This window comes from Rothia sp. HMSC065C12, from assembly GCF_001812085.1.
Lineage (GTDB): Bacteria > Actinomycetota > Actinomycetes > Actinomycetales > Micrococcaceae > Rothia > Rothia mucilaginosa.
In genome coordinates, this window is the sequence record NZ_KV807671.1 from 87,430 (window position 1) to 112,692 (window position 25,263).

The 25,263-nt window shown below is 58.3% G+C and carries 18 protein-coding genes and 3 tRNA genes; 4 read left to right on the forward strand and 17 right to left on the reverse strand.

All coding sequences use genetic code 11. The features are described 5' to 3' along the window. Positions 1-169: 169 nt before the first annotated feature. The 5 genes from HMPREF2836_RS01725 to HMPREF2836_RS01745 form a co-directional block, all read right to left on the reverse strand. Positions 170-2,263, reverse strand: coding sequence for an ABC transporter ATP-binding protein (locus HMPREF2836_RS01725; RefSeq protein WP_070629229.1), 2,094 nt, complete (start codon positions 2,261-2,263; stop codon positions 170-172). Further along, positions 2,263-3,264 carry an ABC transporter permease gene (locus HMPREF2836_RS01730; RefSeq protein WP_005509239.1) on the reverse strand — a complete coding sequence of 334 codons (1,002 nt, stop codon included), beginning with the start codon at positions 3,262-3,264 and terminating at the stop codon, positions 2,263-2,265. Before HMPREF2836_RS01730 ends, HMPREF2836_RS01725 begins: the two co-directional genes overlap by 1 nt. Next, complete coding sequence (locus tag HMPREF2836_RS01735) at positions 3,261-4,256, reverse strand: ABC transporter permease (protein ID WP_070629231.1); 996 nt, start codon at positions 4,254-4,256, stop codon at positions 3,261-3,263. The genes HMPREF2836_RS01730 and HMPREF2836_RS01735 overlap by 4 nt, the downstream gene beginning before the upstream one ends. 516 nt (positions 4,257-4,772) lie before the next feature. After that, positions 4,773-6,509 (reverse strand): MDR family MFS transporter, encoded by a 1,737-nt coding sequence (locus tag HMPREF2836_RS01740; protein WP_070615535.1) that lies wholly within the window; start codon positions 6,507-6,509, stop codon positions 4,773-4,775. A 131-nt stretch (positions 6,510-6,640) separates the two neighbouring features. Next, on the reverse strand, positions 6,641-7,312 hold the full coding sequence (locus tag HMPREF2836_RS01745) for a TetR/AcrR family transcriptional regulator (RefSeq protein ID WP_239662189.1): 672 nt from the start codon (positions 7,310-7,312) through the stop codon (positions 6,641-6,643). 188 nt (positions 7,313-7,500) lie between these two features. Here HMPREF2836_RS01745 and cls point away from each other — a divergent pair, with 188 nt between their 5' ends. Beyond that, on the forward strand, positions 7,501-8,979 hold the full coding sequence (gene cls / locus HMPREF2836_RS01750) for a cardiolipin synthase (protein WP_049354455.1): 1,479 nt from the start codon (positions 7,501-7,503) through the stop codon (positions 8,977-8,979). A 115-nt stretch (positions 8,980-9,094) separates the two neighbouring features. Here cls and HMPREF2836_RS01755 read toward each other — a convergent pair whose 3' ends face one another. Together HMPREF2836_RS01755 and HMPREF2836_RS01760 are read right to left on the reverse strand one after the other, a co-directional pair. Next, positions 9,095-10,195 carry a YdcF family protein gene (locus tag HMPREF2836_RS01755; RefSeq protein ID WP_246822799.1) on the reverse strand — a complete coding sequence of 367 codons (1,101 nt, stop codon included), beginning with the start codon at positions 10,193-10,195 and terminating at the stop codon, positions 9,095-9,097. 220 nt (positions 10,196-10,415) lie between these two features. Next, positions 10,416-11,612 carry an RNase H family protein gene (locus HMPREF2836_RS01760; RefSeq protein ID WP_005509232.1) on the reverse strand — a complete coding sequence of 399 codons (1,197 nt, stop codon included), beginning with the start codon at positions 11,610-11,612 and terminating at the stop codon, positions 10,416-10,418. A gap of 293 nt (positions 11,613-11,905) precedes the next feature. Here HMPREF2836_RS01760 and HMPREF2836_RS01765 point away from each other — a divergent pair, with 293 nt between their 5' ends. After that, complete coding sequence (locus HMPREF2836_RS01765; protein WP_044150828.1) at positions 11,906-12,184, forward strand: putative quinol monooxygenase; 279 nt, start codon at positions 11,906-11,908, stop codon at positions 12,182-12,184. A gap of 123 nt (positions 12,185-12,307) precedes the next feature. Here the strand turns inward: HMPREF2836_RS01765 and HMPREF2836_RS01770 are convergent, their stop codons facing one another. Further along, a complete protein-coding gene (locus HMPREF2836_RS01770; protein ID WP_070629233.1) occupies positions 12,308-13,342 on the reverse strand; it encodes a 2-oxoglutarate dehydrogenase in 1,035 nt (344 codons plus the stop codon). A 240-nt stretch (positions 13,343-13,582) separates the two neighbouring features. Further along, on the reverse strand, positions 13,583-15,427 hold the full coding sequence (ilvD, locus tag HMPREF2836_RS01775) for a dihydroxy-acid dehydratase (RefSeq protein ID WP_049340243.1): 1,845 nt from the start codon (positions 15,425-15,427) through the stop codon (positions 13,583-13,585). Positions 15,428-15,830: 403 nt separating this feature from the next. Here ilvD and HMPREF2836_RS01780 point away from each other — a divergent pair, with 403 nt between their 5' ends. Then, complete coding sequence (locus tag HMPREF2836_RS01780) at positions 15,831-17,648, forward strand: alpha,alpha-phosphotrehalase (RefSeq protein ID WP_070629235.1); 1,818 nt, start codon at positions 15,831-15,833, stop codon at positions 17,646-17,648. Between the two features lie 144 nt (positions 17,649-17,792). On the opposite strand, the gene HMPREF2836_RS01785 is transcribed toward HMPREF2836_RS01780, so the two are convergent. From HMPREF2836_RS01785 to HMPREF2836_RS01815, 7 genes are all read right to left on the reverse strand, one after another. Beyond that, positions 17,793-18,758, reverse strand: a complete 966-nt coding sequence (locus HMPREF2836_RS01785; protein WP_070615678.1) for an ABC transporter substrate-binding protein — start codon at positions 18,756-18,758, stop codon at positions 17,793-17,795. 5 nt (positions 18,759-18,763) lie between these two features. Further along, positions 18,764-19,462 carry an ABC transporter permease gene (locus HMPREF2836_RS01790; protein ID WP_070615523.1) on the reverse strand — a complete coding sequence of 233 codons (699 nt, stop codon included), beginning with the start codon at positions 19,460-19,462 and terminating at the stop codon, positions 18,764-18,766. A gap of 3 nt (positions 19,463-19,465) precedes the next feature. After that, entirely contained in the window at positions 19,466-20,215 is a 750-nt protein-coding gene (locus HMPREF2836_RS01795; protein ID WP_070629236.1) for an ABC transporter permease, read from the reverse strand. Then, complete coding sequence (locus HMPREF2836_RS01800) at positions 20,212-21,159, reverse strand: ABC transporter ATP-binding protein (protein WP_070629237.1); 948 nt, start codon at positions 21,157-21,159, stop codon at positions 20,212-20,214. The genes HMPREF2836_RS01795 and HMPREF2836_RS01800 overlap by 4 nt, the downstream gene beginning before the upstream one ends. 189 nt (positions 21,160-21,348) lie before the next feature. Further along, positions 21,349-21,421: transfer RNA gene (locus HMPREF2836_RS01805), tRNA-Phe, on the reverse strand. A 73-nt stretch (positions 21,422-21,494) separates the two neighbouring features. Continuing rightward, positions 21,495-21,568, reverse strand: a tRNA-Asp gene (locus HMPREF2836_RS01810). 68 nt (positions 21,569-21,636) lie between these two features. Next, positions 21,637-21,709, reverse strand: a tRNA-Glu gene (locus HMPREF2836_RS01815). A gap of 949 nt (positions 21,710-22,658) precedes the next feature. Between HMPREF2836_RS01815 and HMPREF2836_RS01820 the strand changes: the two genes are divergently transcribed. Next, positions 22,659-23,240, forward strand: a complete 582-nt coding sequence (locus HMPREF2836_RS01820; RefSeq protein WP_005507238.1) for a hypothetical protein — start codon at positions 22,659-22,661, stop codon at positions 23,238-23,240. 362 nt (positions 23,241-23,602) lie between these two features. Here the strand turns inward: HMPREF2836_RS01820 and HMPREF2836_RS01825 are convergent, their stop codons facing one another. After that, entirely contained in the window at positions 23,603-25,006 is a 1,404-nt protein-coding gene (locus HMPREF2836_RS01825) for an FAD-dependent oxidoreductase (protein ID WP_044150832.1), read from the reverse strand. Positions 25,007-25,263 lie beyond the last annotated feature (257 nt).

The following is a 25,263-nucleotide window of genomic DNA, read 5'->3' on the forward strand; positions in this document are numbered from 1 at the left end:
CTGGTTTCAGTGCCAAGCGCCACATTCTGAGGCTCCCGCCGTCTCACCAGGTGACAATCTCAAGCTGCACGCGCCTCACCAGTACCGGGCATTAAAAAACCCGAGGGGCGAATATTCAACGAATATTCGCCCCTCGGCACACATGCGACTTATTCAGCCGACTCTAGAGCTACACCGTAGCGGCCTCAGCCTCAGGGTAGTAGCAAGCATAACCGTGATCCTCACCCTCAACGTGGGTCAGCTCCGGCATCTCCTCCAGGCAACGACGCTTCTTGTCCTCAGGCAGCAGCTTGAAGACCGGGCAACGGCTCGAGAAGCCACAACCCTTAGGCGCGTTCACCGGAGTGGGCAGGTCGCCCTCAAGCATAATGCGGTGGCGCTTTGCCTCAACCTCGGGATCCGGGACCGGAATTGCCGAGAGCAGTGCACGGGTGTACGGGTGGATCGGGTTGTCGAACACCTGGTCGACGTCACCAATCTCAACAATACGACCCAGGTACATCACTGCAACGCGGTCGGATGCGTGGCGAATCACCGCGAGGTCGTGAGCAACCATCAGGTAGCTCAGGCCCAGGTTTGCACGCAGCTCCTCCAGCAGGTTAATCACACCAGCCTGGACGGACACGTCCAGTGCGGACACCGGCTCATCCAGAACCACAAGCTTGGGGTTCACAGCAAGCGCACGAGCAATACCGATACGCTGACGCTGACCACCAGAGAACTGGTTCGGGAAGCGGTTCACGTGGTCAGGCTGCAGACCCACAATGTGCATCAGCTCGATGACGCGCTTCTTGATGTCTGCCTTGTTCATGCCCTGGTTTTCCAGCGGCTCAGCAAGCACCTCGTAAACGGTGAAGCGCGGATCCAGAGCACCGGTGGGGTCCTGGAACACCATTTGCTGGTTCTTACGCAGCTCAAGAATCTCACCTGCGGACTTGCCGTCCTTGGTGGAGGTTCCGTTGATCAGAATCTCACCGTCGGTGTTCTTATTGAACTCCATGATTTCCAGCAGGGTGGTGGTCTTACCACAACCGGACTCACCCACGATGGAGAAGCACTCGCCCTCACGAATATCGAAGGACAGGCCGTTCACAGCCTTCACAGTGCCCACGCGGCGCTTAATCAGCGCACCCTTCATGAGCGGGAAGTGCTTCTTGACGTTGCGGACCTCCAGGACGGGGGCACGCTCCTCACGCGGAATACCGTCGTACTTCGATACCGGGGGCTCCGGAACCGGGTACAGCTCGTCAGCGGTCTTACCGACCAGCTCCTGAGAGATGGTGCAGGAGGAGTAGTGGCCCTCGCCAACGCCTTCCAGCAGCTGCAGATCGGGCTCGCCGTTGGAGTCCTGGCAGCACTGGCCACCGCTCTTAGCAATGGGGCAACGCGGGCGGAAGGAGCACGCGGTCACCGGGTTAATCAGGTTCGGAGGGGTACCCTCAATCGGAACCAGGGAGACCTTCTCGGAACGGTCCACACGCGGGACCGCACCCAGCAGACCGATGGTGTACGGGTGGGAGGGATGCTTGTACAGGTCCTCTGCCTTCGCAATCTCCACCGGCTTACCGGCGTACATCACCAGAATGTCGTCAGCCATACCAGCCACAACACCCAGGTCGTGGGTAATCATGATGGTCGCTGCGCCGGTCTCATCCTGAGCCTTCTGCATAACCTCCAGCACCTGCGCCTGGATGGTCACATCCAGTGCGGTGGTGGGCTCATCGGCGATGAGCACGCGAGGGTCATTCGCAATCGCCATAGCGATCATGATGCGCTGACGCATACCACCGGAGAACTCGTGCGGGAAGGAACGCAGGCGGTCAGCCGGCGAGGGAATACCCACCATACGCATCAGTTCGATGGAACGGTCCTTGATAGCCTGCTTGCTCATGCCCTTGTTGTGGACCTTGAGCACCTCAGCAATCTGATCACCAATGGTGTACACGGGGGTCAGCGAGGACAGCGGATCCTGGAAGATCATAGAGATCTCCTTGCCGCGGTATGCGCACATTTCCTTATCGCTCAAGCCCAGCAGCTCGGTGCCGTTGTACTTGACCGAACCGGTGATGTCAGCGGTAGTCGGGTGCAGGCCCATGATTGCCATGGAGGCAACGGACTTACCGGAACCGGACTCACCCACGATACCCAGGGTCTTACCGGGGTACAGGTCAAAGTTCACACCACGAACAGCATGCACGATGCCATTCTCAGTGTTGAAGCGGACGTTGAGGTCCTTAACGCTCAGAACGGGAGAGGTACTCATTAGTTCTTCGCCTCCTTTGCAGCGGCAGCAGGTGCCTCTGCCTTCTCGTTCTTCTTGGACTTCTTGATCTTACCGACAGACATGGAGGTCGGGTCGAATGCGTCACGCAGACCGTCGTTCATGAGGGCCAGCGGACCAACCAGCAGGAAGAAGAACAGAACCGGGAACCAGAACATGTGCGGCAGGGTGTTAATCTGCTGCGAAGCATCCGAAATCAGCGAACCCAGCGAGTAGTTGGGGTACTTAATACCGATGCCGATGAAGGAGTAGGCAACCTCAGAGAGCACAGCGCTCATGATGCCGCTGGTGAAGTTCAGAACCAGCAGGGAGCCGATGTTCGGAACCAGGTGGCGCATCACAATCTTGAAGGGGTGCACACCCATGTAGCGTGCAGCCTTCACGAAGTCGCGGTTGATGAGGGACTGTGCCATTGCACGAATAACACGGGCGCTACCCATCCAGCCGAAGGTAATCAGCACAGCGGAGAGCAGAATCCAGGTGGGGACGCTCTTCTGAATCTGCTTACCAACCTGACCGTTGATCAGAATAGCCAGAATCAGCAGCGAGGGCACCATAATCAGGGTCTCGAGGATGAACAGCATGATCTTGTCAATCCAGCCGCCGAAGTACGCCATCACACAGCCGTAGACTGCGGAGATGAACACGGTGACGAAACCAACGATCACACCAATTTCGAGAGAGGTCCAGACGGCCTCAACCATCATGGCGAACACGTCGTTACCCGCGATGGTGGTACCGAACCAGTGGTCAGCCGAGGGGCCTTCACCCAGCGCCATGTAGTCAATGTCGTTGGGCTTGTACTTGGTCAGGTACTTACCGAACAGGCCGAACAGACCCATGCCGATGAACACGGACAGGCCGAAGACAGCAGCCTTGTTACGCAGGAAGCGGCGCAGAATAATAACGCTCTTGTTGATGACCTTGAAGTCACCGTTCTCCTGTACCACCGGTACGGAGGAAGTTGCAGTTACCTGGCTCATGAGATCCTCACTCGGGGGTCGACGATGGTGGTAGCGATATCAGCGATGATCGCACCGACAGCGAACAGTGCAGAACCGTACGCGAGGGTCACGGTCGCAGCGTTCACGTCCTGCGAGGAAATGGAGTCAATCGACCACTTACCGATACCGGGCCATGCAAAGACGGTCTCGGCGAAGAATGCACCCGCAAAAATCAGCGGAATCTGGTACGCGATGGACTGTGCCACGGGGATGAAGGAGACGCGCAGTGCGTGGCGAGTAATCGCCTGGTTGCGGGTCAGGCCCTTAGCACGAGCGGTACGCACGAAGTCAGCGTTCACGTTATCGAGCAGGTACTGACGCTGTGCAATCTGGTAACCAGCCCAACCGAAGATGGTCATACAGAAAGTCGGCACGATGTAGTGCGCCGCCATATCGATGGTGATTTCCCAGAATCCGGTCAGACCCGGAGTCGAAATACCGGTCACGAAGAAGATCTTCTCTCCACCATTAGCAACGGCGATGTTGTTGATAGTGGTCGCGCCCTGCTGCACCACGAAGTAAGCAACGGGAGCGGGGATGATGTAGACCAGGTAGGAGTAACCGGTGATAACACGGTCAGAGAACTTGTACTGGCGAGCTGCCGAGTACACACCCAGGGCAATACCAATCACAATCGAGAGAATGGTAGCCACCAGCAGCAGGCGGGTAGAAACCCACACGCGCTGGCCAAATTCCTGGTTAATGTACGCGCCGTTGGGGCTACGGCCCCAATCGAACTTGGTGACCACATTGGTCAGCCACTGAACGTAGCGGTCCCAGGGGTTCATTTCGGGATCGAGACCCAGGGACGCGAAGTTACGGTTCACCTGCTCGGGGCTAGGCTTCGGAACCTTTTCCTGCTCCAAGAGGGCAGGCTTCAGAGCAGTAACCGCAGCAAAGTAACCCATCGTGGTCGTAATAAAGACCATGACGAGGTACGTCAGCGATCGCTGGAGGATGTACCTAAACATGGGACGGTTCCCCTCCTTGTGTAGATGTCGGTGTTAAGGCATGTGTGTCATGCTGTCCCAGTGCACTGCTTCGTGATGACTGTCACTAGGAGCATATTTACTTTATCTTATATAGCCTGTAACACTTCCACCAAACCCACATTGGGCACTTTCACCCCTTAGAACAGCCTGTATGCAAGCTAAAAGGGAGCTGGGTAAAAAAATGCCCCGGAATACCGGGGAAAAGGGGCGGATTAACAATTTTTACGAAAATTTTACATCCGAAACAATTCTCTCGACATAGGGACGTAATAACCTTTTCGATAAGCGCTTTAACAGGGTAAAACACCACGTAAACCCACCGTTTAGGGGACTAAACCAACACTTCCAACCCCTAAACCAAGCACTAAGGCACACCTCTTAAGCGCGCTATTTAAGGCAACTCAGCCAAAAACAGCGCCCCGGCATGAGCACACGACTCGCACCGGGGCGCCACTTATATAGGAAGGCAACGCCTCCGCATCTAGTGCTAAGACCCTAGCTCTTAGCGTTAGGCTCCGAATCCGGCGAATCCGGCGAAGCCTCCGAGCTCAACGACTCGGCAATACGAGCACGAGCAGAGCCGTGCATGCTCTTCAAAGCCTGCGCATCCTTAGCAGCCATCTCCGGAGTAATCACCGGAATCGCACCGGTCGCCGCACGAGCAATATCAACAGCCGGCTCAGTCTCCAGGGTCGTCGCCAACGCATCCTCACGAATGAAGAACAGAAGCAGCGTAGACACCAGACCCAGCGGCACCAGGTACAGGAACAGCGGAATCAACGCATCGTTATAGGCATTCACAATGATGCCGTGCACCGGCTCCGGCAAAGACGCCACCAGCTCAGGAGTCAGAGACGAAGACGCATGGCTACCCGAAGACTGCAGCGCCTGCTGCGGCATACGCTCAGAAATCAGCGAGGTCAGACGCGAGGTAAACAGACCACCCACCAGCGAGGCACCCACAGTAGCACCCACCTGACGGAAGAAGTTATTCGACGCCGTCGCGGTACCAACCACACTCACCGGGAACGCATTCTGAACAATCAGAGTCAAGAACTGCATGGACATACCCAGACCGGCACCCATCACCGCGAGGTACACACAGAACAGCCAGGTCGGAGTCTCAATAGTCACGGTCGACAGCAGGAACAGGCCCAGCGCCACAATCGCGGTACCGCTCGTCACGTAACGCTTGTAGCGACCGCTCTTCGACACCACGCGGCCCGTCACAATCGACACCACCAGCATGACACCCATCATCGGAATCATCAGCAGACCGGCCACCGTAGCGCTCACACCCAGCGCCATCTGCAGATAAGTCGGGATATACTCCACCGCACCAAACATTGCCACACCCAGCGCCAGCGAAGCGCCCAGAGTCAGCAAGAAGTTACGGTTCTTGAACAGGTACATGGGCATGACCGGCTCAGCCGCACGGTTCTCCACCGGGATGAACACCAGCGCAGCAACCACCGAGAAAATCAGCAGACCAATAATCTGCGGCGAAGCCCACTCGTACTGGTTACCGCCCCAAATCGTGGCAAGCACCAGCGCACTCGTACCCGCCATCAGAATCAGCGAGCCAAGGTAGTCGATGCTGTGCTTCTCACGCTCACGGAACGGGCGGTGCGGCAGCAAGAAAATCACCGCAAGAATCGACAGAATAGCCAGCGGCAGGTTCAGCCAGAACGCCCAACGCCAACCCGGCCCCTCAGTAATCCAGCCACCAATCAGCGGACCAGCCACCGACGAGAACGCAAAAACGCCACCGATAATACCCATGTAGCGGCCACGGTCGCGGGGAGGAATCACATCAGCAATCACAGCCTGAGAAAGAATCATCAGACCGCCGCCGCCCAGACCCTGCAGGGCACGAGCAAAAATCAGCCAGTTCATGTCCTGAGCGAGCGCACCAACAATCGAACCCGCCATGAAAGCGACAATCGCAAAAATCAGGAAGGGCTTGCGTCCGAACTGGTCAGAAAGCTTGCCGTAGACCGGCATCGTAATCGTCGAAAGCAGGATGAAAATAGTAATCACCCAGCTCATGTGCTCCACGCCGTGAAGCTCACCCACAATCGTGGGCAGCGACGGCGCCAGAATCGTTTGGTTCAGCGAGGACATGAGCATCACAATGACCAGGCCCAGGAACATGGCGCGGATGCGGTTTTTACTTTCCTGCTTAGCCTCGCCGGCTGGCGGCTGAGGTAGCTTCTTTTCCTCTGTACTCATCGATAATCCTTAGTTACGTTCTATATATATCTGTTGTGAGTGTCCGCCGGGCTCTGGATTCGGTTGCCTCGATTCGGGGCCTCGGATTCGGTTTCCGGCGGGCTTTTGTAGTTTGTAGCAGTGAACCGCCGCTAGATTGCCGGTCGGTTCTGCTCAAAAAGCAGGAACTGGAAGGTCTTCACCGTCTGGCGGATATGGCGGGCAATATCCTCTTTATCTTCCAGGTCGCGGGCGAACTCCAGCTGACGAAGCACCGCGGAGGCAAGCTGGACCTTTGCGCGTGATCGCTCCCGGAAGTGATCGGTCAGCGGGTCAGCGGGGGTTCGGCGCGGGAAGGGGCCGCGGCGACCGGCCGCGTCAAAAGCCACCCAGTCAATAGTGTTCAGGTAATCGGTGAGCACCTGTTCGCACTTCATGTAGTGCATTTTCATTCGTTTCGCGGACTCGGGGAACTCCTGAAAGGGAGCTCGGGGGTCCTTGCCATTGGCGTAGTGGAAGCTCTGGAAAATGACCTCCCAGAGAAGGTGGGTTACACGAATGATGGTGTTGTCATCCTCGTGGGCGCGGTCTGTTTCGAGGATTTCCTCGCTGACCACCGGTTCACGCAGACCCAGAACGGCGTCCTCTTTGGAGGGGAAGTAGTTGAAGAAGGTACGCGGGGAGACGCCCGCCTCCTGGGCGATTTCTTCAACGGTGGTTCCGCGCATCCCATGGTCGCGGACGCGTTTGAGGGCTGCTTCGTGGATTGCCGTCCAGGTTTGTTCGCGGCGGCGTTCGCGAAGGCTCTGTTCCTTTTTCTGCATAACTGCAATTATTTCACCACTGCACACAATGCTCAAGTGCATTTTTAGCGTTAAGGCTCACAGCATAGCCGGCTAAACTCCGGCCCCGCCACTGGCACACAACACCCGCACACAATACCGACACATCACATACGAAGCGGCAAACCCACTCCCCCAAGCCCCACACAAAACATCGGCATAATAGAGGGATGAACTTGTTTGCCCCCGCCTACCTCGACTTCCTGCCCGACTGGCTACGCCTCGCACTCGGCATCGCCGATATCCTCATCCGACTCGCAGCCCTCTGTTGGCTCCCCTACAACCGCAAACCCGTGGTTGCCCTGGGCTGGCTCATGGCCATCTTCTTCATCCCCTTCGTAGGGTTCATCGCATTCCTCGTCTTCGGCTCCTCGCGCCTGCCCGCCTACCGCCGCGCACGCCAACACGCCATGAACGACTTGATCCGCGAAGTCAGCGAGAACAAGCCCTTCCTCACCCGCACCGACGACCTCTCCGACCCCGCAAAGGCAGCCAGCCAGCTCAACTACACCCTGGGCTCGCTCCCCCTGGTCGGCGGCAACCAATTCACCCTCCACACCGACAACCACGAGGCAATGGTCGCCATGGCGGAAGAAGTCGACCGCGCCACCAAATACGTGCACTTCGAGTTCTACATCACCGCCTACGACGAGGCGAGCGCAGTCCTCTGGGACGCCCTCTTCGCAGCCCACGAACGCGGTGTACAGGTGCGCGTACTCCTCGACCACATCGGCTCCCGCAAATACCCGTCCTATAAGAAACTCGTGAAAATGCTCAACGACTCGGGTATGCAGTGGCGCCTCATGCTGCCGCTCAAACCGTGGAAACTCAAGTGGCAGCGACCCGACCTGCGTAACCACCGCAAGGTCCTCGTCGTGGACGGACGCGTCGCGTTCTCCGGTTCGCAGAACGCTATTCACCGCTCCTACGACATGCCCGAAAACATTAAGAAGGGCTTGGAGTGGAAGGACCTGACCTTCTCCTGCACCGGCCCCATCGTTGAAGAGCTCAACGCCGTTTTCGTCTCCGACTGGTACTCCGAAACGAACCAGCTGATCCTGGCAGAAATTAACACCAATATCCCCTACTACAAGGATGGGATGCGCGCCCAGGTTGTGCCCTCCGGCCCCGGTTTTGAAACCGAAAACAACCTGCGCCTCATTAACTACCTGATCTACAACGCCGAGCGGCGTATTACCATCTGCTCGCCCTACTTCGTGCCCGAAGAGACCCTACTGCAGGCACTCACGAACGCCGCCTACTCCGGTATTGAAACCACCGTGATTGTGTGCGAGAAGGGCGACCAGTTCCTGCCGAACATGGCGCAGCGTTCCTACTACGAGCAGCTGCTGCAGGCGGGTGTGCGTATTCTGCAGTACCCCAGCCCGACCGTGTTGCACTCCAAGTTCATGATGGTCGACGACGAAATTACGTTCATTGGCTCGTCCAATATGGACCCGCGTTCCTTCTCACTGAACATGGAAGTGTCAACGTTCGTCATTGACCGCGGCATGGTCGCGATGCTGGATGAAGTATGCGCCGAATACGAGCAGGTCTGCACCGAGCTGCTGTACACCCAGTGGGCGGAGCGCCCGCGCCGCATCAAGATGGCGGAGAACCTCTGCCGACTGTGGTCATCGCTCCTCTAAATAAAACTGCCCACCCGGATAACCCCGGGTGGGCAGTTTTATTGTATGAGGCGCTATCGCAGGATGCGCCAGGCCACAAGCTAGAGCACGGATACGTATTAGAGCAGACCAGGGGCTACATCGGTTCGCCCGGGCCCACCAAACTGGCAGAATGCATCCACCACACGAAGAGCGCCACCGCAATGTAGAGGACCGTGCACAGGCTCAAGGTGATGATGTGGCGGCGGCGCGTCATGCTCAAATACCCAATAAACTCACGGATAAAAGCATTCACCGCAAAATACACCTTCGTACGAGCCCCCGCGCCCCAGCATTTCAGGCCCAGCGAACGCGCCAGCAGCAACGCACGGAACAGGTGGTAGCTGGTTGTTGCCACAGCAACTTTCGGGGTTTTGCCCTCGGCAACCTCCGGCATCAGGGCGTAAGAGAAGAGCAGATTCTCGCGGGTGTTCACCGCGCGGTCCTCCACAATAATGTCCGCCTCGGGAATACCACGGGATACAGCGTAGCGAGTCATCGCCACACCCTCAGGAACCTCTTCATCCGAGCCCTGACCGCCAGACATAATCAGCTTCGAGCCGGGGTTCTTACGGTAAATTTCAATGCCTCGATCGATACGACCCGCCAGCAGCGGAGTCACCTGGTCACCAATGAGACCCGAACCGAGCACCACCACATAGTCAGCCTGCTGACGGAAATTCACCAGGTTCAACACTGCCGACACAGTAAAGCCCACCGCGTAGATGGTGAAATAGGTCAGCACCAGCGAAAAATAGAAATAAATAGTGCCCCACACGCCGCCCAACGGAGTGTTCTCCGCCGGACCGGGAATAAAGAACGGACCCACAATAAGGGCAATACCGGCAGCCAATGCCAAAGAATTAGTGAGCGAAAAACCCTCACGAACAATAAGACGCACACCGCTATATAGGAAAAGACCGGTCAAACCCAAAGGCGTAAAAATCGAAAGGATCGCCGGAACGATAACAATGAGGAACGCCAACACCAGCAAAATCTGGTTCTCTGCCACAATCGCCGTTACGCCCAGGCTCGTACCCAGCAACCCCACGGTCGCAATCAGCAACCAGCCGACAAACACACTACGGCGTTCCCGCAGGTAGAGGCAGATAAAGAGCACCAGCGAAAGCGCCGTCAGCGCATACAGCACCACCAGCGGAATATATAGAGGAGAATCAGGAGGAGGGAGAAACTGCATAAATTGGGTCCCAAAAAATAGTGTGCACCCGCTAAAAATCGGGAGAATCGAAAAATTCTTCACACAATTTTATCCCCGCCACTGTGCATCTATCGCTGCAGACCCACCGCACACAAGCACACGCACAGAAAAGGGCAAAAAGAAACACGCGACACCTCCGACATCGCATACCCTCGTATGCGGCGAATGTATCGCGCGTTCATTTCTACCCTGGACTAGTTTAGCGCCATAAACGGTTTCCCGTGTGGATTGAAGAAGGTTTAATCTGCAACCACTCCGGCGCAAGCAAACGAACAGCCTTCGCACAACCCGACAAAGCAGTAATAATCGACTCGCAACGCTGATTAAACTCGCTCTGATGACGCTTATCCACAATCTGCCCCGGAAAATGGCGATGCATCTTCGACACAGAGTCGCTACTCTCCTGCAAACCGTGGCCCGTATGACCCGGAACATGCTTCACCAGCACACGCTTCTCGCGGATAGCCTCCGTCAAAGCACGCATCTGAGCCACCACGCGCTCATCCTGAATACCCTCAGAAACCCACGCCTCAAAAGCCCAACGGCTATGCGCCAAACGCAACACAAACGTCAACGCACCCAAAGAATCCGTATGAATAATCAGGCGGCGCGAACCGCTATGGAACACCGTATAAGCCGCCAACATCGCAGACAGCTCACCGGTCATAATATTCACGCCATCATAGTGGGCATGAAAATAGAAGCCGTCCTCACTCACGCCGGCGATACCCATACGGCCGCCACGCTGATACTTCTTATTGTGAGTCGAACGGAACGAACAATCCGTGAAAACGCTATAGTCCTGCAGCTGATCCAGCGGTCGAGGGGTCAGTGCCTCCTCCACCATCTCATCCACGGCGGTACGTGCCGCACACACCTCAGCCTGCATCCGCTCATACGCGGGCGTGCCAGCAAGCTTCACATGCACTTCACCCAAAGAATGGTTATCGTACGGGTCCAGCACCTTCTCAAAGGCGCGGTACTCCATAATCCCCTTCAACTGGTCGCAATCACGGAAAAGATGCTTCAAATTCTTACGGTCAGCAGCAATCGTCACCAGGTTCTGACGGTACTGCTCAGGAACCACATCCCACGCAGAAAGCACGGCACGACCCAGCAGACGCGGATGCACCTCATCACAGCACTCCATCAGGGAATGAACGTGAGTGAAAAGCATCGGCTCCTCATTCACCACAGTGCGGGTGCCGTCCTGCTTAGAAATAAAAACCACCGTCGACAATGCCGAATAACAAAAACCCTGCGCCTTACGATGCTCCTGAGCCACCGCAATCACAGCAACGCCCTGATCCGTGTACCCGGCAGGGTACGAGGCGCTATAGTCGGGCGCCTCCCAGGTCAGGGTGCATCGTTTGATATGCGCCGGTGAAAATCCCATGAGTGTCACCCCCCATGTGTGCCATACCGCGTCTCCTTCCATTCATACGGTATATCGTCCTCATTCTTTTATAGGTCGAAAAGAAAGGGGCACGCAAATATAAAACACCTTTTTTACAGTTAGCGAATGGAATAACCGCAACTCCTCTCACGCACCGGCACAACACAAAACCCAGCACAGAACACAGCGCGAGAAACCCCCGCGCATACCTCACCGAGGCGTGGGGAAAGGTGTACGGTAAAAGAGTCATATACGACGCGGCAACCGCCGCACCACCCGATAAGGAGAGCCCCATGATTGGTGTTTACGCCGGAGTATCCGTCAAGCCCGAGCACGTCGAAGAATTCCTCAAGACCATCGAACCGCTCGTGACCGCAAGCCGCCAGGACGAAGGCAACGTCAGCTACGACTTCGGTGCCGTCTCCGACACCGACTTCGCATTCATCGAGCGTTGGGAATCCCAGGAACTGCTCGAAAAGCACATGGGCACCGAACACTTCCAGAAGGCTGTCGCCGCATGGGAGCCGCTGCTCTCCTCCGAGCTGGACGTTCGCATCGTCAACTTCCGCTAAGCAACGTTAAATACCGAAGGTGCCCGGCACCCCCTAAGTGAGGGGTGCCGGGCACCTTCGTATGTCAGCCATGGAGGCATACCAGCCTTGGAGGCGAGCGCGGCTACTAGCGGCGCTCTCGGCTTATCGGCGCTCTAGGCCGACCTCCATCGAATCAAGTGTGAAACCATTCGTCGCGCTCACGCAATGCACCTTACCGGTATTCACCGACTTACAGGTGTAACCGTACGCAGTCACCACCTGACCGGTAGACAGGGCAACAATACCCTCAGTATTCACCGGCTCCGGGGTGGCGGTCTGACCGACCAGGCTCACCTCGGGCGCCTGGCCCTGCACCATGTGCACGCGCTGCTGTGCCTTACCGGATGCGGCATCCCAGCCCTCCAGGGTCACGCCCACCAGCGCCTGGCAGTCCACACCTGACGGGGTCACCGAACACGCGACCTTAGAGTCCGGGCTGGTGAAACGCAGCGCCTCAACAGTCTTCGCAGAATCACCCTGACCGAAAGTGCCGCCACCGTACGCTTCAGCGAAAGTCAGCGTACCCGACAGCATGCGGGTCTGTGCCGGAATCAGCGCCAGGCGCGGCTTCTCAACGCTACCACCCTGCGTGAAGCAGGCACCCGTAATGTAGTCGCGGCCCTGCACCTTCGTAGCGCACTGGTACCACTCAACGCTCGCCGAACCGTCCTGGTTCTTGCGGCTGTTGAAGAGGCGCACCGCCTCCTGAGCCTTCGCGCAATCCGAACCGTCATACACGTAAATACCGGCGGAACCACCCAGCAGACTCGTCACGCCACAGCGAGTACCAGGATCGATAGTGCTCACGGAGCCGCTCGCCGTGGCGTATGCCGCCTCGTACTCGGCGTCAGTGCTCGGCTCATTCGTGGGGGTTGCCACCGAATCGTAGGTTGCAGGGGAATCCAAGCCGGCAGCAATCTGCACGGTATTCGGTTTCCAGGAGCCATCCGCCGCGGTGAACAGGGTCTTAGCGTCCACGGGCGCGGAAGAAGTCGCCACCTTCATCGGGGCGGTTTCAGACTCATCAGCCTGCGGCTGGGCAGAGCAAGAGCTCAAAGCGAGCGCACCGATGCAGGCAAGAGCCGCCAGGGTACGGCAAGTAAAGGCACGCTGTGCGCGTGCGGGCAGGGTAACCATGAATACGTCCTCGTGAGGGTTGCGAATTGCGTTGTGTTTGAGTGGTTGTGCTGAGTCGGTGAATCGGGTACCTAAGTACCCTCCTACACCCTACTGCAATAGCCTTGACAAGGCAATACGCCGCACCGGACTCTCAAAAACGTTAAAAAGGTCGGCACCCCGCCCCGCAGAAAAACTGCAGAACAGAGCACCGACCCTTAGGGGCAAGAATATTAAATTCTCACACGATACGTGAGGGGTTTATGCGTCCTCAGGCAGGATGCGCACGCCACCCTTATCAGCCGAAGCAGCCAACATGCCGTACACCTTCAAGGCGTTCGATACGTGACGCTCACGCGGCTTGGTCGGACGCCACGGTGCGGCGCCCTTCGCCTCGCGGCGAGCAGCCAGCTCCTCATCCGAAACGTTCACACGCAGGATGCGGTTGTTCACGTCAATCTCAATCTCGTCGCCGGTCTGCACCAGGCCGATAGCGCCGCCAGCAGCCGCCTCCGGGGAGACGTGACCAATCGAAATACCAGAGGTACCACCCGAGAAACGACCGTCAGTAATCAGTGCGCACTTCTTGCCCAGGCCCAGGCCCTTCAGGTAAGAGGTCGGGTACAGCATCTCCTGCATACCCGGGCCGCCCTTCGGGCCCTCGTACTGGATGACGACAACGTCGCCTTCCTTCACGTTCTTCGACAGGATCTCGTACACAGCCTCGTCCTGCGACTCAACCACGAAAGCGCGACCCTTGAAGTGGAACAGCTCCTCATCAATACCAGCGGACTTGATGATTGCGCCGTCCTGGGCGATGTTGCCGTACAGGACCGCCAGGCCGCCGTCCTTGGTGTACGCGTGCTCCACGGCGCGGATGCAGCCGTTCTCAGCGTCAGTCTCGTGGGACTCGTACTTGTTCGCGGTGGAGAACGCGTGGGTGGTGCGCACGCCGCCGGGAGCTGCGAGGAACAGATCCTTCGCCTTCTCGCTCGCCTTGCCGCCGCGGATATCCCACTCGTCCAGCCATTCGTCCAGCGAATCAGCGTGAACAGAATGAACGTTCTTGTGCAGCAGGCCGGCACGGTTCAGCTCACCCAGCAGTGCGGGAATACCACCGGCACGGTGCACGTGCTCAATGTGGTACTTGGTGGAGTTCGGGGCAACCTTCGCCAGGCAGGGAACCTGACGCGAAATGCGGTCAATATCCTTCAGGGTGAAGTCAGCGCCCGCCTCGTGCGCAATCGCCAGGGTGTGCAGCACGGTGTTGGTCGAACCGCCCATCGCCACATCCAGCGCCATAGCGTTCTCGAACGCCTCCTTGGTCGCAATGGAGCGGGGCAGAACCGACTCGTCATCCTGCTCGTAGTAGCGCTTAGCCAGCTCAACGATGCGGCGGCCAGCATCCAGGAACAGCTCCTTACGAGCAACCTGAGTAGCCAGGGTGGTGCCGTTACCGGGCAGCGCCAGACCAATCGCCTCATTCAGGCAGTTCATGGAGTTCGCGGTGAACATACCCGCACACGAACCGCAGGTCGGGCACGCATTCTTCTCAACCTGAGCGAGCGCAGCGTCACTGACGCTATCGTCAACAGCCATCACCATGGCATCAATCAGGTCGAGGCGGTGCTCAACAATGCCCTCAATGCCCTCGCCGGACTCCATGGGGCCGCCAGAGACAAAGATGGTGGGGATGTTCAGGCGCATAGCCGCCAGAAGCATACCGGGGGTGATCTTGTCACAGTTAGAGATGCAGACCAGCGCGTCGGCACGGTGCGCGTTGACCATGTACTCGACCGAGTCAGCGATCAGATCGCGGGAAGGCAGCGAGTAGAGCATACCGTCGTGGCCCATCGCAATACCGTCATCAACAGCGATAGTGTTAAATTCCTTGGCGACGCCGCCAGCCTCACGAATCGCGCCGGCGACCAGCTCACCCATGTCCTTCAGATGCACGTGGCCGGGCACGAACTGGGTGAAGGAGTTCGCGATAGCAATAATGGGCTTGCCGAAGTCGTCATCGCCCATGCCGGTGGCACGCCACAGGGCGCGGGCACCAGCCATGTTACGGCCGTGAGTTGAAGTACGTGAACGCAGTTCTGGCATTGTTTTACCTTCCGTAGTGATGCAAGTACTGATTTTACGCGCGGCGTCCAACGCTCTTCAGCTCAGGGTCACTTTGGTTTCATGCATCGAAACGCGCACGAGCCTGCAACCGCCTATCGGTGGGAGGGTTGAGGCCACGGGGGTTGTGCCGGATCTGCGGCAGAATTGCCCCCTTTGGGGTAGATGGGGGACATCACCCCATTATGCCCCCTAATCTGGAATGAGCCCAGGTTGCGGGCGTCGATATTCAGTCGGCGAACGCACCGGGAGGCGGCGGGCTGCCGTGCCTGCCGCGTACGGGCCTCGCTGCGCATACGTAGCACCACACGTAGCACCGGTGCGGTTCGTTTCCAACGCACTGATTTATATACGCTGAACCCTGCTTACGTTTCAGAAGGTTTCCATGACACAGGCACCCACCGCATCGCTCACCCTCACGCCGGCAACCACCCCGGCAGGCGGCAAGGATTTCGCGTCCTCCGTCATCTACCAGGTGTACCCCAAGTCCTTCTACTCCTCGGCGGGTGGCGCCTACGGCGACCTGCGCGGCGTCATCGAGAAGGTGCCCTACATTGCTTCCCTGGGCGTGGACATGGTGTGGTTCAACCCGTTCTTCGCCTCCCCGCAGAACGACAACGGCTACGACATCTCCGACTACTACGCCATCAACCCCGACCTGGGCACCATGAAGGACGTCGAAGAGATGATTGCCGCCCTCGCCGAGCACGGTGTGGGCGTCATGTTCGACATGGTGCTCAACCATGTTTCGACCGAGCACGAGTGGTTCCAGCGTGCGCTCGCCGGTGAGCGCGAGTACTGGGATTATTTCTATATTCGCCCCGGCAAATACACCGAGGACGGTCAGCTGCGCGAACCGACCAACTGGGAGTCGAAGTTCGGCGGCTCCTGCTGGTCCCGCTTTGGCGAGTACACGGATGAGCACGGCACTCCCCTGTTCTATATGCACCTGTACGACCGCACCCAGGCGGACGTGAACTGGTACAACCCGACTGTGCGCGACGAACTGTTTAAGGTCGTGAATTTCTGGTACGAGAAGGGTGTGCGCGGTTTCCGTTTTGACGTCATTAACGTCATCGGTAAGGACGAAGAGCTGCTCGACGCCCCCGAAGGCACCGTGGACAAGGCACAATACACCGACACCCCGATTGTGCACACCCGCATTCAGCAGCTGAACCGCGCCTCGTTCGGTCAGTATGATGGCACCGTGACCGTGGGCGAAATGTCCTCGACCAGCATCGAAAACTGCGTGGGCTACTCCAACCCGGCAAACCACGAGCTAGACATGGTGTTCAGCTTCCACCATCTGAAGGTGGACTACGAGAACGGCGAGAAGTGGTCGAAGGTGCCTTTCCGTTTTGCCGAGTTGAAGCAGATTCTGAACGATTGGGCACTGGGTATGCAGGCCGGCGGCGGCTGGAACGCGCTGTTCTGGAATAACCACGACCAGCCGCGCGCGCTGAACCGTTTTGGTGACGTTGAGCGTTACCGTGCCGAGTCGGCGACCATGCTGGCGACCGTGATTCACCTGCTGCGCGGCACCCCGTACGTGTACCAGGGCGAGGAAATCGGCATGGTTGACCCGGTCTACTCCTCGATCGAGCAGTACGCGGATGTGGAGGCGCACAACGCCTACGCGATGCTGCGTGAGCGCGGTCTGAGCGAGCAGCAGGCGCTGGAGATTGTGGCGTCGAAGGCTCGCGATAATTCGCGTGTGCCGATGCAGTGGACCGCGGATCCGGCGACTGCCGGTTTCGGTTCGGAGTCGCTGTGGCTGGCTCCCGCCCCGGTGCGTGATGCGGCGACCGGTGCCGGTATTTCGGTGGAGGATGAGGAACGCGACGGCGTGATTCTGCCCTACTACCGCAACCTGATTGCCCTGCGTAAGCAGTACCCGGTCATTTCTGTGGGTTCGTATGCGCCCTACGCGCTGGATCACGAGCGGGTGTTTGCGTACCTGCGTGAGCTGCCCGCTGAGACTAGTGCTGAGAACGGTAGCCCGGCGCAGCGCCTGCTGGTGCTGACGAACTTCTACGGTGAGCCGACCGAGGTTGAGGTTCCGGCTGAGTTTGTTCGTTCCGGTCGCGTGCTGGTGTGTAATTACAAGAATTCTGCGGTCGATTCTGCTGTATCTGATTCGGCTGAGACGGTGACGCTGAGTCTGCGTCCCTACGAGGCTCTGGCGCTGCTGATTGAGGGCTAAAAGCGGTTCCGCGCCTCTCCCCTAGCCTGTGGGGCAGGATGATATAAACCGACCTGGCAATATTCTATTTCTAGAATATTCCCAGGTCGGTCTTGTTTATACCCATTCCTGTAGAGGAATTTATACGGAATTGCAGGCGGATTCTTAGAAGCCGTGCTCGTTCAGCCAGGTAGCAGCCACCTGCGCGGGCTCCTGCTTAGAGGTACCCGAAACACGGTCATTGAGAGTGCGCAAATCAGCGGTAGTGAGCTTCGCCGAGACACGGTTCAGAACCTCCGCCGCAGAGTCGGGAACTCGCGACGTATTGATAATGGGCAGCACCTGCTGAGCCAGAATCATGTTCTTTGGATCCTCCAGCACCACCAGCTGATTCTGCTCAATTGCAGGGGTGGTCGAGTAGAGGTCAACCACCTGCACGGTGTCATCCAGCAGGGCCTTGACGGTCAGCGCGCCACCACCATCCGAGAGGGGCACAAACTCGGCGGGGACGCATCCGTACTTCTCTTTCAGACCCGGGATGCCGTAGGCACGCTCGGCGAACTCCGGGGCGGCACCGAGCTTCAGGTTCGTACAGCGGGAGGCGAGGTCTTCAAGGCTTCGCAGGCCGTACTTCTGGGCGGTCTGGGCGGTAACGACGAGCGAGTCCTTATCCTCCGCCTCGGAGGCGTTCAGGGCGCGGATTTCAGCCCCGGAGCCACCCGTGGTGAGGGTGCCGAGGGCGGCGGGTAGCGCCTGCAGAATCTCCTGCGCAGTGTTAGCTGTAGCCTTCGGGTCCAGGTAGAGCAGTAGGTTTCCGGAGTAGTCCGGGATAACGTCCACCGCACCGGAGGCGAGTGCCCCCAGGTACGCCTCGCGGGCGCCGATGCTCAGCTGGGTGCGGGCATTGAATCCCGCCCGGGCGAGGGCTCCGGCGTAGATTTCGGCGAGGATTTGGGATTCGGCGAAGGCTGCTGAGCCGACGATGATTCCTTCGTGTTCGCCGCTGAAGACTTTGTCGCCGCTGAGCCCGCAGGCGCTGAGAATACCCGCCATGCCGAACGCTCCGGCGGCGGTGAGGGCAGTGCGACGAGATACGGTACGGCGTGCGAAGGTTTGAGGCGTCTGATTCATCGGGTTCATGCCTTCTTCCGGTTGATGGTGAGCCCCGCGGGGGTGAGCGCACGCTGCACAAGGCCCATGAGCGCATCCACCGCGAAGGCGAGAAGCGCCACGAGCAGGGTTGCGACGAGCATACGCGGGTAATCGCGCACGGCGAGCCCGTCGAAAAGATACCTGCCGAGGGTTCCGCCGCTCAGGTAGGCGACGATGGTCGCGGTTGCGATGACCTGCACGAGTGCGGAGCGGAGCCCGCCGAGCATCATGTTGGCGGCGAGCGGGATTTCGAGGCGGGTCAGAATCTGCCATTCGGTCAGGCCTTGGGCGCGGGCTGCGTCCACGAGGTCTTCCGGCACGGCGGCGAGGCCTTCAAGAACTCCGGCGAGCAGGGGTGCCGCCGCAATAATAATGAGCACGATGAGGGCGGGCAGGGTTGAGACGCCCAGCCAGAGCGCCAGGATGGTGAGCAGACCGAGCGCGGGTAGCGCGCGGGTGGCGGCTACAGCGCTCATGAGCAGGTTGCTGTGGCGGCGATTAGCGCCGTCGGAGGGTCGGTGGTGGCCAGCCCAGAGGCCGAGGGGCACGACGATGAGTGCCGCGCAGGCAGTGGCGAGGGCGGTGACGCTCAGGTGTTCGAGCAGGCGCACGAGGATTCCGCCGTTTCCCTGCCAGTTGGCGCCGTCCATGAGGTAGGCGAAGGTTCGTTCTATGATGTTCACGGGTTATGCCTTCCTTTCGGGGCTGCGGCGGTTCGCAACCGTAGCCGCCTGCCAGGGCGTAAGTGCCCTTGTCAGAAGGATAAGGAGCAGGTCGAGGACCAGTGCCAGCAGCAGGCTAAGGATCACGCCAGCCAGGATCTCCGAAGGGATATTGCGCGCGAGGCCGTCGGTGAAGAGCGTGCCGAGCGAGGGCACACCGATGAGGGCACCCACGGACACCATCGCAATATTTGCCACGGTTGCCACGCGGATTCCCGCCATAATGACGGGCGTAGCGAGGGGCAGGTAGAGCTCCATCAGCGCCTGTCGGGGCGTGTATCCGAGGGCGCGTGCAGATTCGTGCACGCTATCGGGTACGGAGTCGAAGGCATCCACACCGGAGCGCACCATGAGCGAGAAGGAGTAGAGGCTCAGGGCGACGAGCACGTTCAGCGGGGAAATAATGGAGGTTCCCAGAATGAGCGGCATCAGCACGAACAGTGCGATCGAGGGGATGGTGTACAGCAGCGAGGAGAGGTGCATGAGGGTTCGCGCACCGATGCGGCGTTCGGAACCGCGGTCACGGCGACGGCTCGCGTAGTAGGCGACCGGCAGCGCGACGAGAGCACCAATCGCGACGGGCACGACGCCCTGGTAGAGGTGGCTGAGGGTCAGCTCGAGGATGCGCTGGCTATTGGTGGCGACCCACTCCCAGTGCATATCGCTTACGGCGAGAGGTGGTGCCGCGAGCACAATATTTTCTAGAAGACTCATTCGCTTTTCTCGCCTTCTACCGCACCATTCTGCGCTTCTCTGGAGGCGGCAAGTCGGCGTGCGCGCGCCTGGCGCACCGTCTGCTCATCCAGCAGACCGGCAACGGAGCGGCTGACGAAGGAGCGCACAAAATCATCGGCGGGGCTGTAGAGAATCTCTTCGGGAGTACCGAACTGCGCGAGGCGACCACCCTCCGCGAAGACGGTGATTGTATCGCCAAGCAGGAGCGCCTCATCAATGTCATGGGTGACGAACACGATTGTCTTGGCAAGTCGGCTCTGCAGGCGCAACAGCTCTTTCTGCAGGTCGGTACGCACCACCGGATCCACCGCGGAGAACGGCTCATCCATCAGCAGGACGGGCGCATCGGCGGCGAGGGCACGCGCCACACCAACGCGCTGCACCTGACCGCCCGAAAGCTGGGAGGGGTAGCGCTTGGCGTACGAAGAATCCAGACCAACCACGTCGAGCAGTTCGAGGGCGCGAGCCTGCGCCTCCTTGCGGGAGGCACCAAGCAGGCGCGGCACGGTGGCGATATTCTGCGCGACGGTGCGGTGCGGCATGAGCCCGCCCTGCTGCATCACATAGCCAATGCCGCGGCGCAGCTCGTAGGGGTTCTTCTCGTGCACGTTCACGCCGTCAATGGTGATGGTGCCGCTATTGGGCTCAACCATGCGGTTAATCATGCGTAGACTAGTGGTTTTACCGCATCCGGAGGGGCCGACAAACACGGTAATCTGACCGGCGGGAATATGCAGGTTCAGGTTCTGTAGCACCGTGGTGGGTTCACCGGTTCGGCTCGGGTAGCTTTTGGTGATGTTCTCGAAGCGGATTCCGCCCACCTGAGCACTATCGACAGCAGCATTTTTTGCCCACGGAATTTGGGGTGAGTCCTCTAGGTGTTGGTGGGTTGAATTTTGGGCGGCTGAATTTTGGGCAGTCATGGGTGCGTTGGTGCTTTCTGCAGTGGCTATAGGGCAGGTGCCTCTGTATACAATCTATATACAAAAAGGCGGCATCTGAGGGTTTTATTCCCAAGATGCCGCCTTTTCGACGGCTTTGCAGTATCTGCAACCGCAAAGTTTTTTAAAAACAAAACCCGCCCCACTGTAGAAGCCTGGAGGCGGATTTCGTGGCTCCGACCGGCGTCGATCCGGTGACCTTACGATTTTCAGTCGTACGCTCTACCAACTGAGCTACAGAGCCTTGCGTATTTACTTTTAGATACGCAATGACCGCGTCTTCGGATGAATAATCATCTGAACTTACGCGGCCAGAGCGACCCCGACGGGACTTGAACCCGCGACCTCCGCCGTGACAGGGCGGCGCGCTAACCAACTGCGCTACGGGGCCTTGTTGGAATCAACAGAAGTAAACTCTATATCATCTAACTTGGCTTTGCAAATCGTGAGATTTGCAAGTACCCCCAACGGGATTTGAACCCGTGCTACCGCCGTGAAAGGGCGGCGTCCTAGGCCGCTAGACGATGGGGGCCTAGTCGATCGAACAGGTTCCGTTTTCTTCATCCCGTCGTTCGAACCTCCACTAGTCTATGACAGATTTGCGGAGGCGTGCAAACCGTTTTGTTCGATTTTACCCGATTTTGACCCCCATTTTCGACCATTTATAGCCTGGCACATATGTGTTTAAGCTTGTCAATGACGATTCAGAAAAACTTCAAAAAATTTTAAAATTTCTTCACAACACCCCATATCAGGAGCTTTTGGAGGGGTTTTAGCGACTTTTGGGTGCCTGCAGAGGCCTCGAAGAAGCCCTATTTCCCGCTCTGATTTCTACAGATTTTCTACAAACTCCTCCGAAACTCCTCCGAAATTTTGTTTCGAAGATGTCGGAATCAATCCCGCAAGAATTCCGAAAACCCACCTTCACATCTCTTATACACCCCTCTTATGCGCATCGCAGCGGCCAAAAAACTCCACAATATCTCCAAAAATTTTTCGACAACTTTCTACGCGCTTATATAGGACATGCAGGCAAGACGCTACCCTGGGTGCAAATATCTGCAAGAGAGTGCACAGCAACACCTCTCTAGAGGGTTCACCCCAGCCTCCCCGGAGCCCTCAAAAATGTGCCGCGCAAAGCAACTACAGGCCAGAATGCACGTAGATGCAAATATTCACTCTTGGGAATACAATAAACCGGCTTGTCAGACGCTTATTTTTCTCTCAGTGCAGATATCTACGCAATTATGACGACTCAGAAATATAAAGATTTGATAAACCTCTAGCGATTGACAAGGAGAGATGAAAGCCGGCTGAAAATACCCCCTGAAATAGCTTGAAGCCCCCTCTTTGAGCACCGTACTATAGAGGGCGTGAGGTCACTTCCGGACCTTGCACGGGGCCACTTCCGGAGCCCCAGACGTAAAGTCACCGCACATTACAGCACCGATAAACCGCATAGAGATCCAAAGGGGGATCCAGTGTCCGCAACGATGAATCGCCGCACGGCATTCCGTGCACTCGGCGTAGGCACCGCAACCATCGCTCTCGGCTGTGCAGCTGCACCTGCAGCGCAGGCACAGCAGATGGCGCACCCGCAGAAGGCAATGACTGCCGACCAGCAGCTCAAGCTGATTCTGCGCCGCCTAGAGCAGGTACCTGCCCGTTTGAAGTATGCGAAGCCTGGATCCTCCAACCGCGTTAATAGCGGCATTGAGAGCGCACTGGGCAACCTGACCACCGTCCAGGGCACTGACGCAGGCCGTCAGATTGCAAGCGCTAAGGCCGCTGTTCGTAAGTCTGATGGACGCGCCCACGCAGCGCTCTCCCCCGTTGGTGTTATTGCCTGCGTTGTCAGTATTGCAAAGTTTGTCATTCAGCTGGGCATCGCCATTTACAAGCTTATTAAGGCACTCGTTAACGCCTTCAAGCAGTGGAAGACCTTCAAGAACATCGTGAAGGCCGTTATTTCTGGTGAAGCCCGCAAGAAGCTGGGTACTGAAACTGAAACCGTACTCAAGGCCATTTTGGGCATTGAAGACGTCCTCAAAAAGTGTGCATAGTCTACACGCCGTACGGCTATGCGCTTGTTTAGAGAGCTAATCTTGGTGTTTCTTTAGCTTTCTAGACCCCGTTAAGGGATGCGCCGCACGTGGAGTCACTGCATGGGCTCGTTGCGCGTCCGGGTAGCCGGAGGGTATGTCCTCGAGTGTCTTCGGCACCTACCCAACCCACCCCGCATGACCTCATGGTGCGGGGTGGGTTTCTTTAACCGCTCTTTCGATAGCTCTTCCGGGCGAGCACTTTCCGAGAGCCCCCTACTCCCCCGCTTCCTTATATATAGATTATATATAGACAAAAATCGACCCCGCACCGGTTCACGGTACGGGGTCGATTTCTATGCTCTACGTGCTAGAGGTAAGGATTACTCGCCGCGGGAGATGTTGACCATCTCGTCGCGGTCCACAACCTTCACGCGGGCGCGAGGCTCACCGGCTGCATCCTTGGATGCGGCGCCCAGTGCCTTCTCGTGGTCGTCCAGGCGGTGCCAGCCTTCCCAGGTGGTGTACTTGATGCCCTTGGAGTCCAGGTAGGCGCTGAATGCCTCTGCCTCCGGCTCGGGTGCGGTGTAGAGGTTCTCGCGGTCCTCGAGCAGGTGGGTGATGGTTTCGAGCGCGTCAGACTTGGTGGAGCCGATCAGGCCGACGGGGCCGCGCTTGATCCAACCGGATGCGTACAGGCCGGGAACGACCTCGCCGTTCTCGTCCACGACGCGACCCTCAACGTTGGTGATGACGCCACGCTTGTCGTCGTAACCGATTTCGGGCAGTTCGGAACCGAAGTAGCCGATTGCGCGGTAGACAGCCTGTACGGGGTAGTCCACGTACTCGCCGGTGCCGATGATGCCGCCGTTGCCGTCGAGCTTGTTGCGTTCCATGCGCAGGCCCACGACCTTGCCGTCTTCGCCGAGAATCTCGTGCGGGGACTGCAGGAAGTGTAGGTGCAGGCGGCGGGATGCGGTCTGCTCGTTGGTCTTCTGGTCTTCCAGCCAGCCGCGCAGGGTCTTCATCATGACCTTGGTCTGTGCGTTCTTCTCCATTGCTTCTTCGGAAGCAGCGTCGAACTGGAAGTCCTCTTCGTACAGGACGATGTCCACGTCGCGGGAGTGTGCGAGTTCGCGCAGCTCGAGCGGGGTGAACTTCATCTGTGCGGGGCCGCGGCGACCGAAGACGTGCACGTCGGTCACGGGGGAAGCCTTCAGACCCTCGTAGACGTTGTCGGGGATTTCGGTGACGAGCAGGTCGTCAGCGTGCTTGGAGAGGATGCGGGAGACGTCCAGAGCGACGTTGCCGTTACCGAGCACTGCAACCTGCTCAGCTTCGAGCGGCCAGGTGCGGGGGTAGTCGGGGTGGCCGTCGTACCAGGAGACGAAGTCTGCTGCGCCGTAGGAGCCGTCCAGGTCGATGCCCTTAATGTTCAGGGGTGCATCAAAAATCGCGCCGGTTGCGAAGATGATGGCGTCGTAGTGTTCGCGCAGGTCGGCGAGGGTCAGGTCCTTGCCGTATTCAACGTTGCCGAAGAAACGGATGTCGCCGCGGTCCAGGACCTTGTGCAGCGCGGTGATGATGCCCTTGATGCGGGGGTGATCCGGTGCCACACCGTAGCGGATCAGGCCGAAGGGGGCGGGGTAGCGGTCGAAGATGTCGATGGCGACCTCGACGGCGCCGGTGCGGACCTCTTCAGACTTGGTGAGGATGTCGGCGGTGTAAATACCGGCGGGACCTGCACCAATAACGGCGACGCGCAGGGGGCGTGCTGCTTCAGACACGAAAATCTTCCTTTCGAAGTTCACCGTCCGGCGCCCGGTGCGGCGCGAACAGGCGGTGAGCTTAGTGTTCACTTCTTGCCTATTTTACCGGGGATTGACGGGTGTTCGGTGGCTTATATGTCTTCGCCCACTAAATAGGACAATTTTCTGTCACCTAATCCGGGCGGGGTCACCTAATTCAGGAGGGGTCGCCTAATCCGGGCAGCGCGGCGCATCCAGCACCGGGAGCCTCCGCACGCAGCGGGCATAAAAACTGC

What these genes read in the sequence shown, in the direction of transcription:
- HMPREF2836_RS01795 (WP_070629236.1), bottom strand. Translation starts at nt 20,215, where the DNA reads ATGAGTCTTCTAGAAAATATTGTGCTCGCGGCACCACCTCTCGCCGTA.
- HMPREF2836_RS01760 (WP_005509232.1), bottom strand. Translation starts at nt 11,612, where the DNA reads ATGGGATTTTCACCGGCGCATATCAAACGATGCACCCTGACCTGGGAG.
- HMPREF2836_RS01765 (WP_044150828.1), top strand. Translation starts at nt 11,906, where the DNA reads ATGATTGGTGTTTACGCCGGAGTATCCGTCAAGCCCGAGCACGTCGAA.
- ilvD (WP_049340243.1), bottom strand. Translation starts at nt 15,427, where the DNA reads ATGCCAGAACTGCGTTCACGTACTTCAACTCACGGCCGTAACATGGCT.
- cls (WP_049354455.1), top strand. Translation starts at nt 7,501, where the DNA reads ATGAACTTGTTTGCCCCCGCCTACCTCGACTTCCTGCCCGACTGGCTA.
- HMPREF2836_RS01770 (WP_070629233.1), bottom strand. Translation starts at nt 13,342, where the DNA reads ATGGTTACCCTGCCCGCACGCGCACAGCGTGCCTTTACTTGCCGTACC.
- HMPREF2836_RS01800 (WP_070629237.1), bottom strand. Translation starts at nt 21,159, where the DNA reads ATGACTGCCCAAAATTCAGCCGCCCAAAATTCAACCCACCAACACCTA.
- HMPREF2836_RS01730 (WP_005509239.1), bottom strand. Translation starts at nt 3,264, where the DNA reads ATGAGCCAGGTAACTGCAACTTCCTCCGTACCGGTGGTACAGGAGAAC.
- HMPREF2836_RS01725 (WP_070629229.1), bottom strand. Translation starts at nt 2,263, where the DNA reads ATGAGTACCTCTCCCGTTCTGAGCGTTAAGGACCTCAACGTCCGCTTC.
- HMPREF2836_RS01785 (WP_070615678.1), bottom strand. Translation starts at nt 18,758, where the DNA reads ATGAATCAGACGCCTCAAACCTTCGCACGCCGTACCGTATCTCGTCGC.
- HMPREF2836_RS01780 (WP_070629235.1), top strand. Translation starts at nt 15,831, where the DNA reads ATGACACAGGCACCCACCGCATCGCTCACCCTCACGCCGGCAACCACC.
- HMPREF2836_RS01755 (WP_246822799.1), bottom strand. Translation starts at nt 10,195, where the DNA reads ATGCAGTTTCTCCCTCCTCCTGATTCTCCTCTATATATTCCGCTGGTG.
- HMPREF2836_RS01740 (WP_070615535.1), bottom strand. Translation starts at nt 6,509, where the DNA reads ATGAGTACAGAGGAAAAGAAGCTACCTCAGCCGCCAGCCGGCGAGGCT.
- HMPREF2836_RS01745 (WP_239662189.1), bottom strand. Translation starts at nt 7,312, where the DNA reads ATGCAGAAAAAGGAACAGAGCCTTCGCGAACGCCGCCGCGAACAAACC.
- HMPREF2836_RS01735 (WP_070629231.1), bottom strand. Translation starts at nt 4,256, where the DNA reads ATGTTTAGGTACATCCTCCAGCGATCGCTGACGTACCTCGTCATGGTC.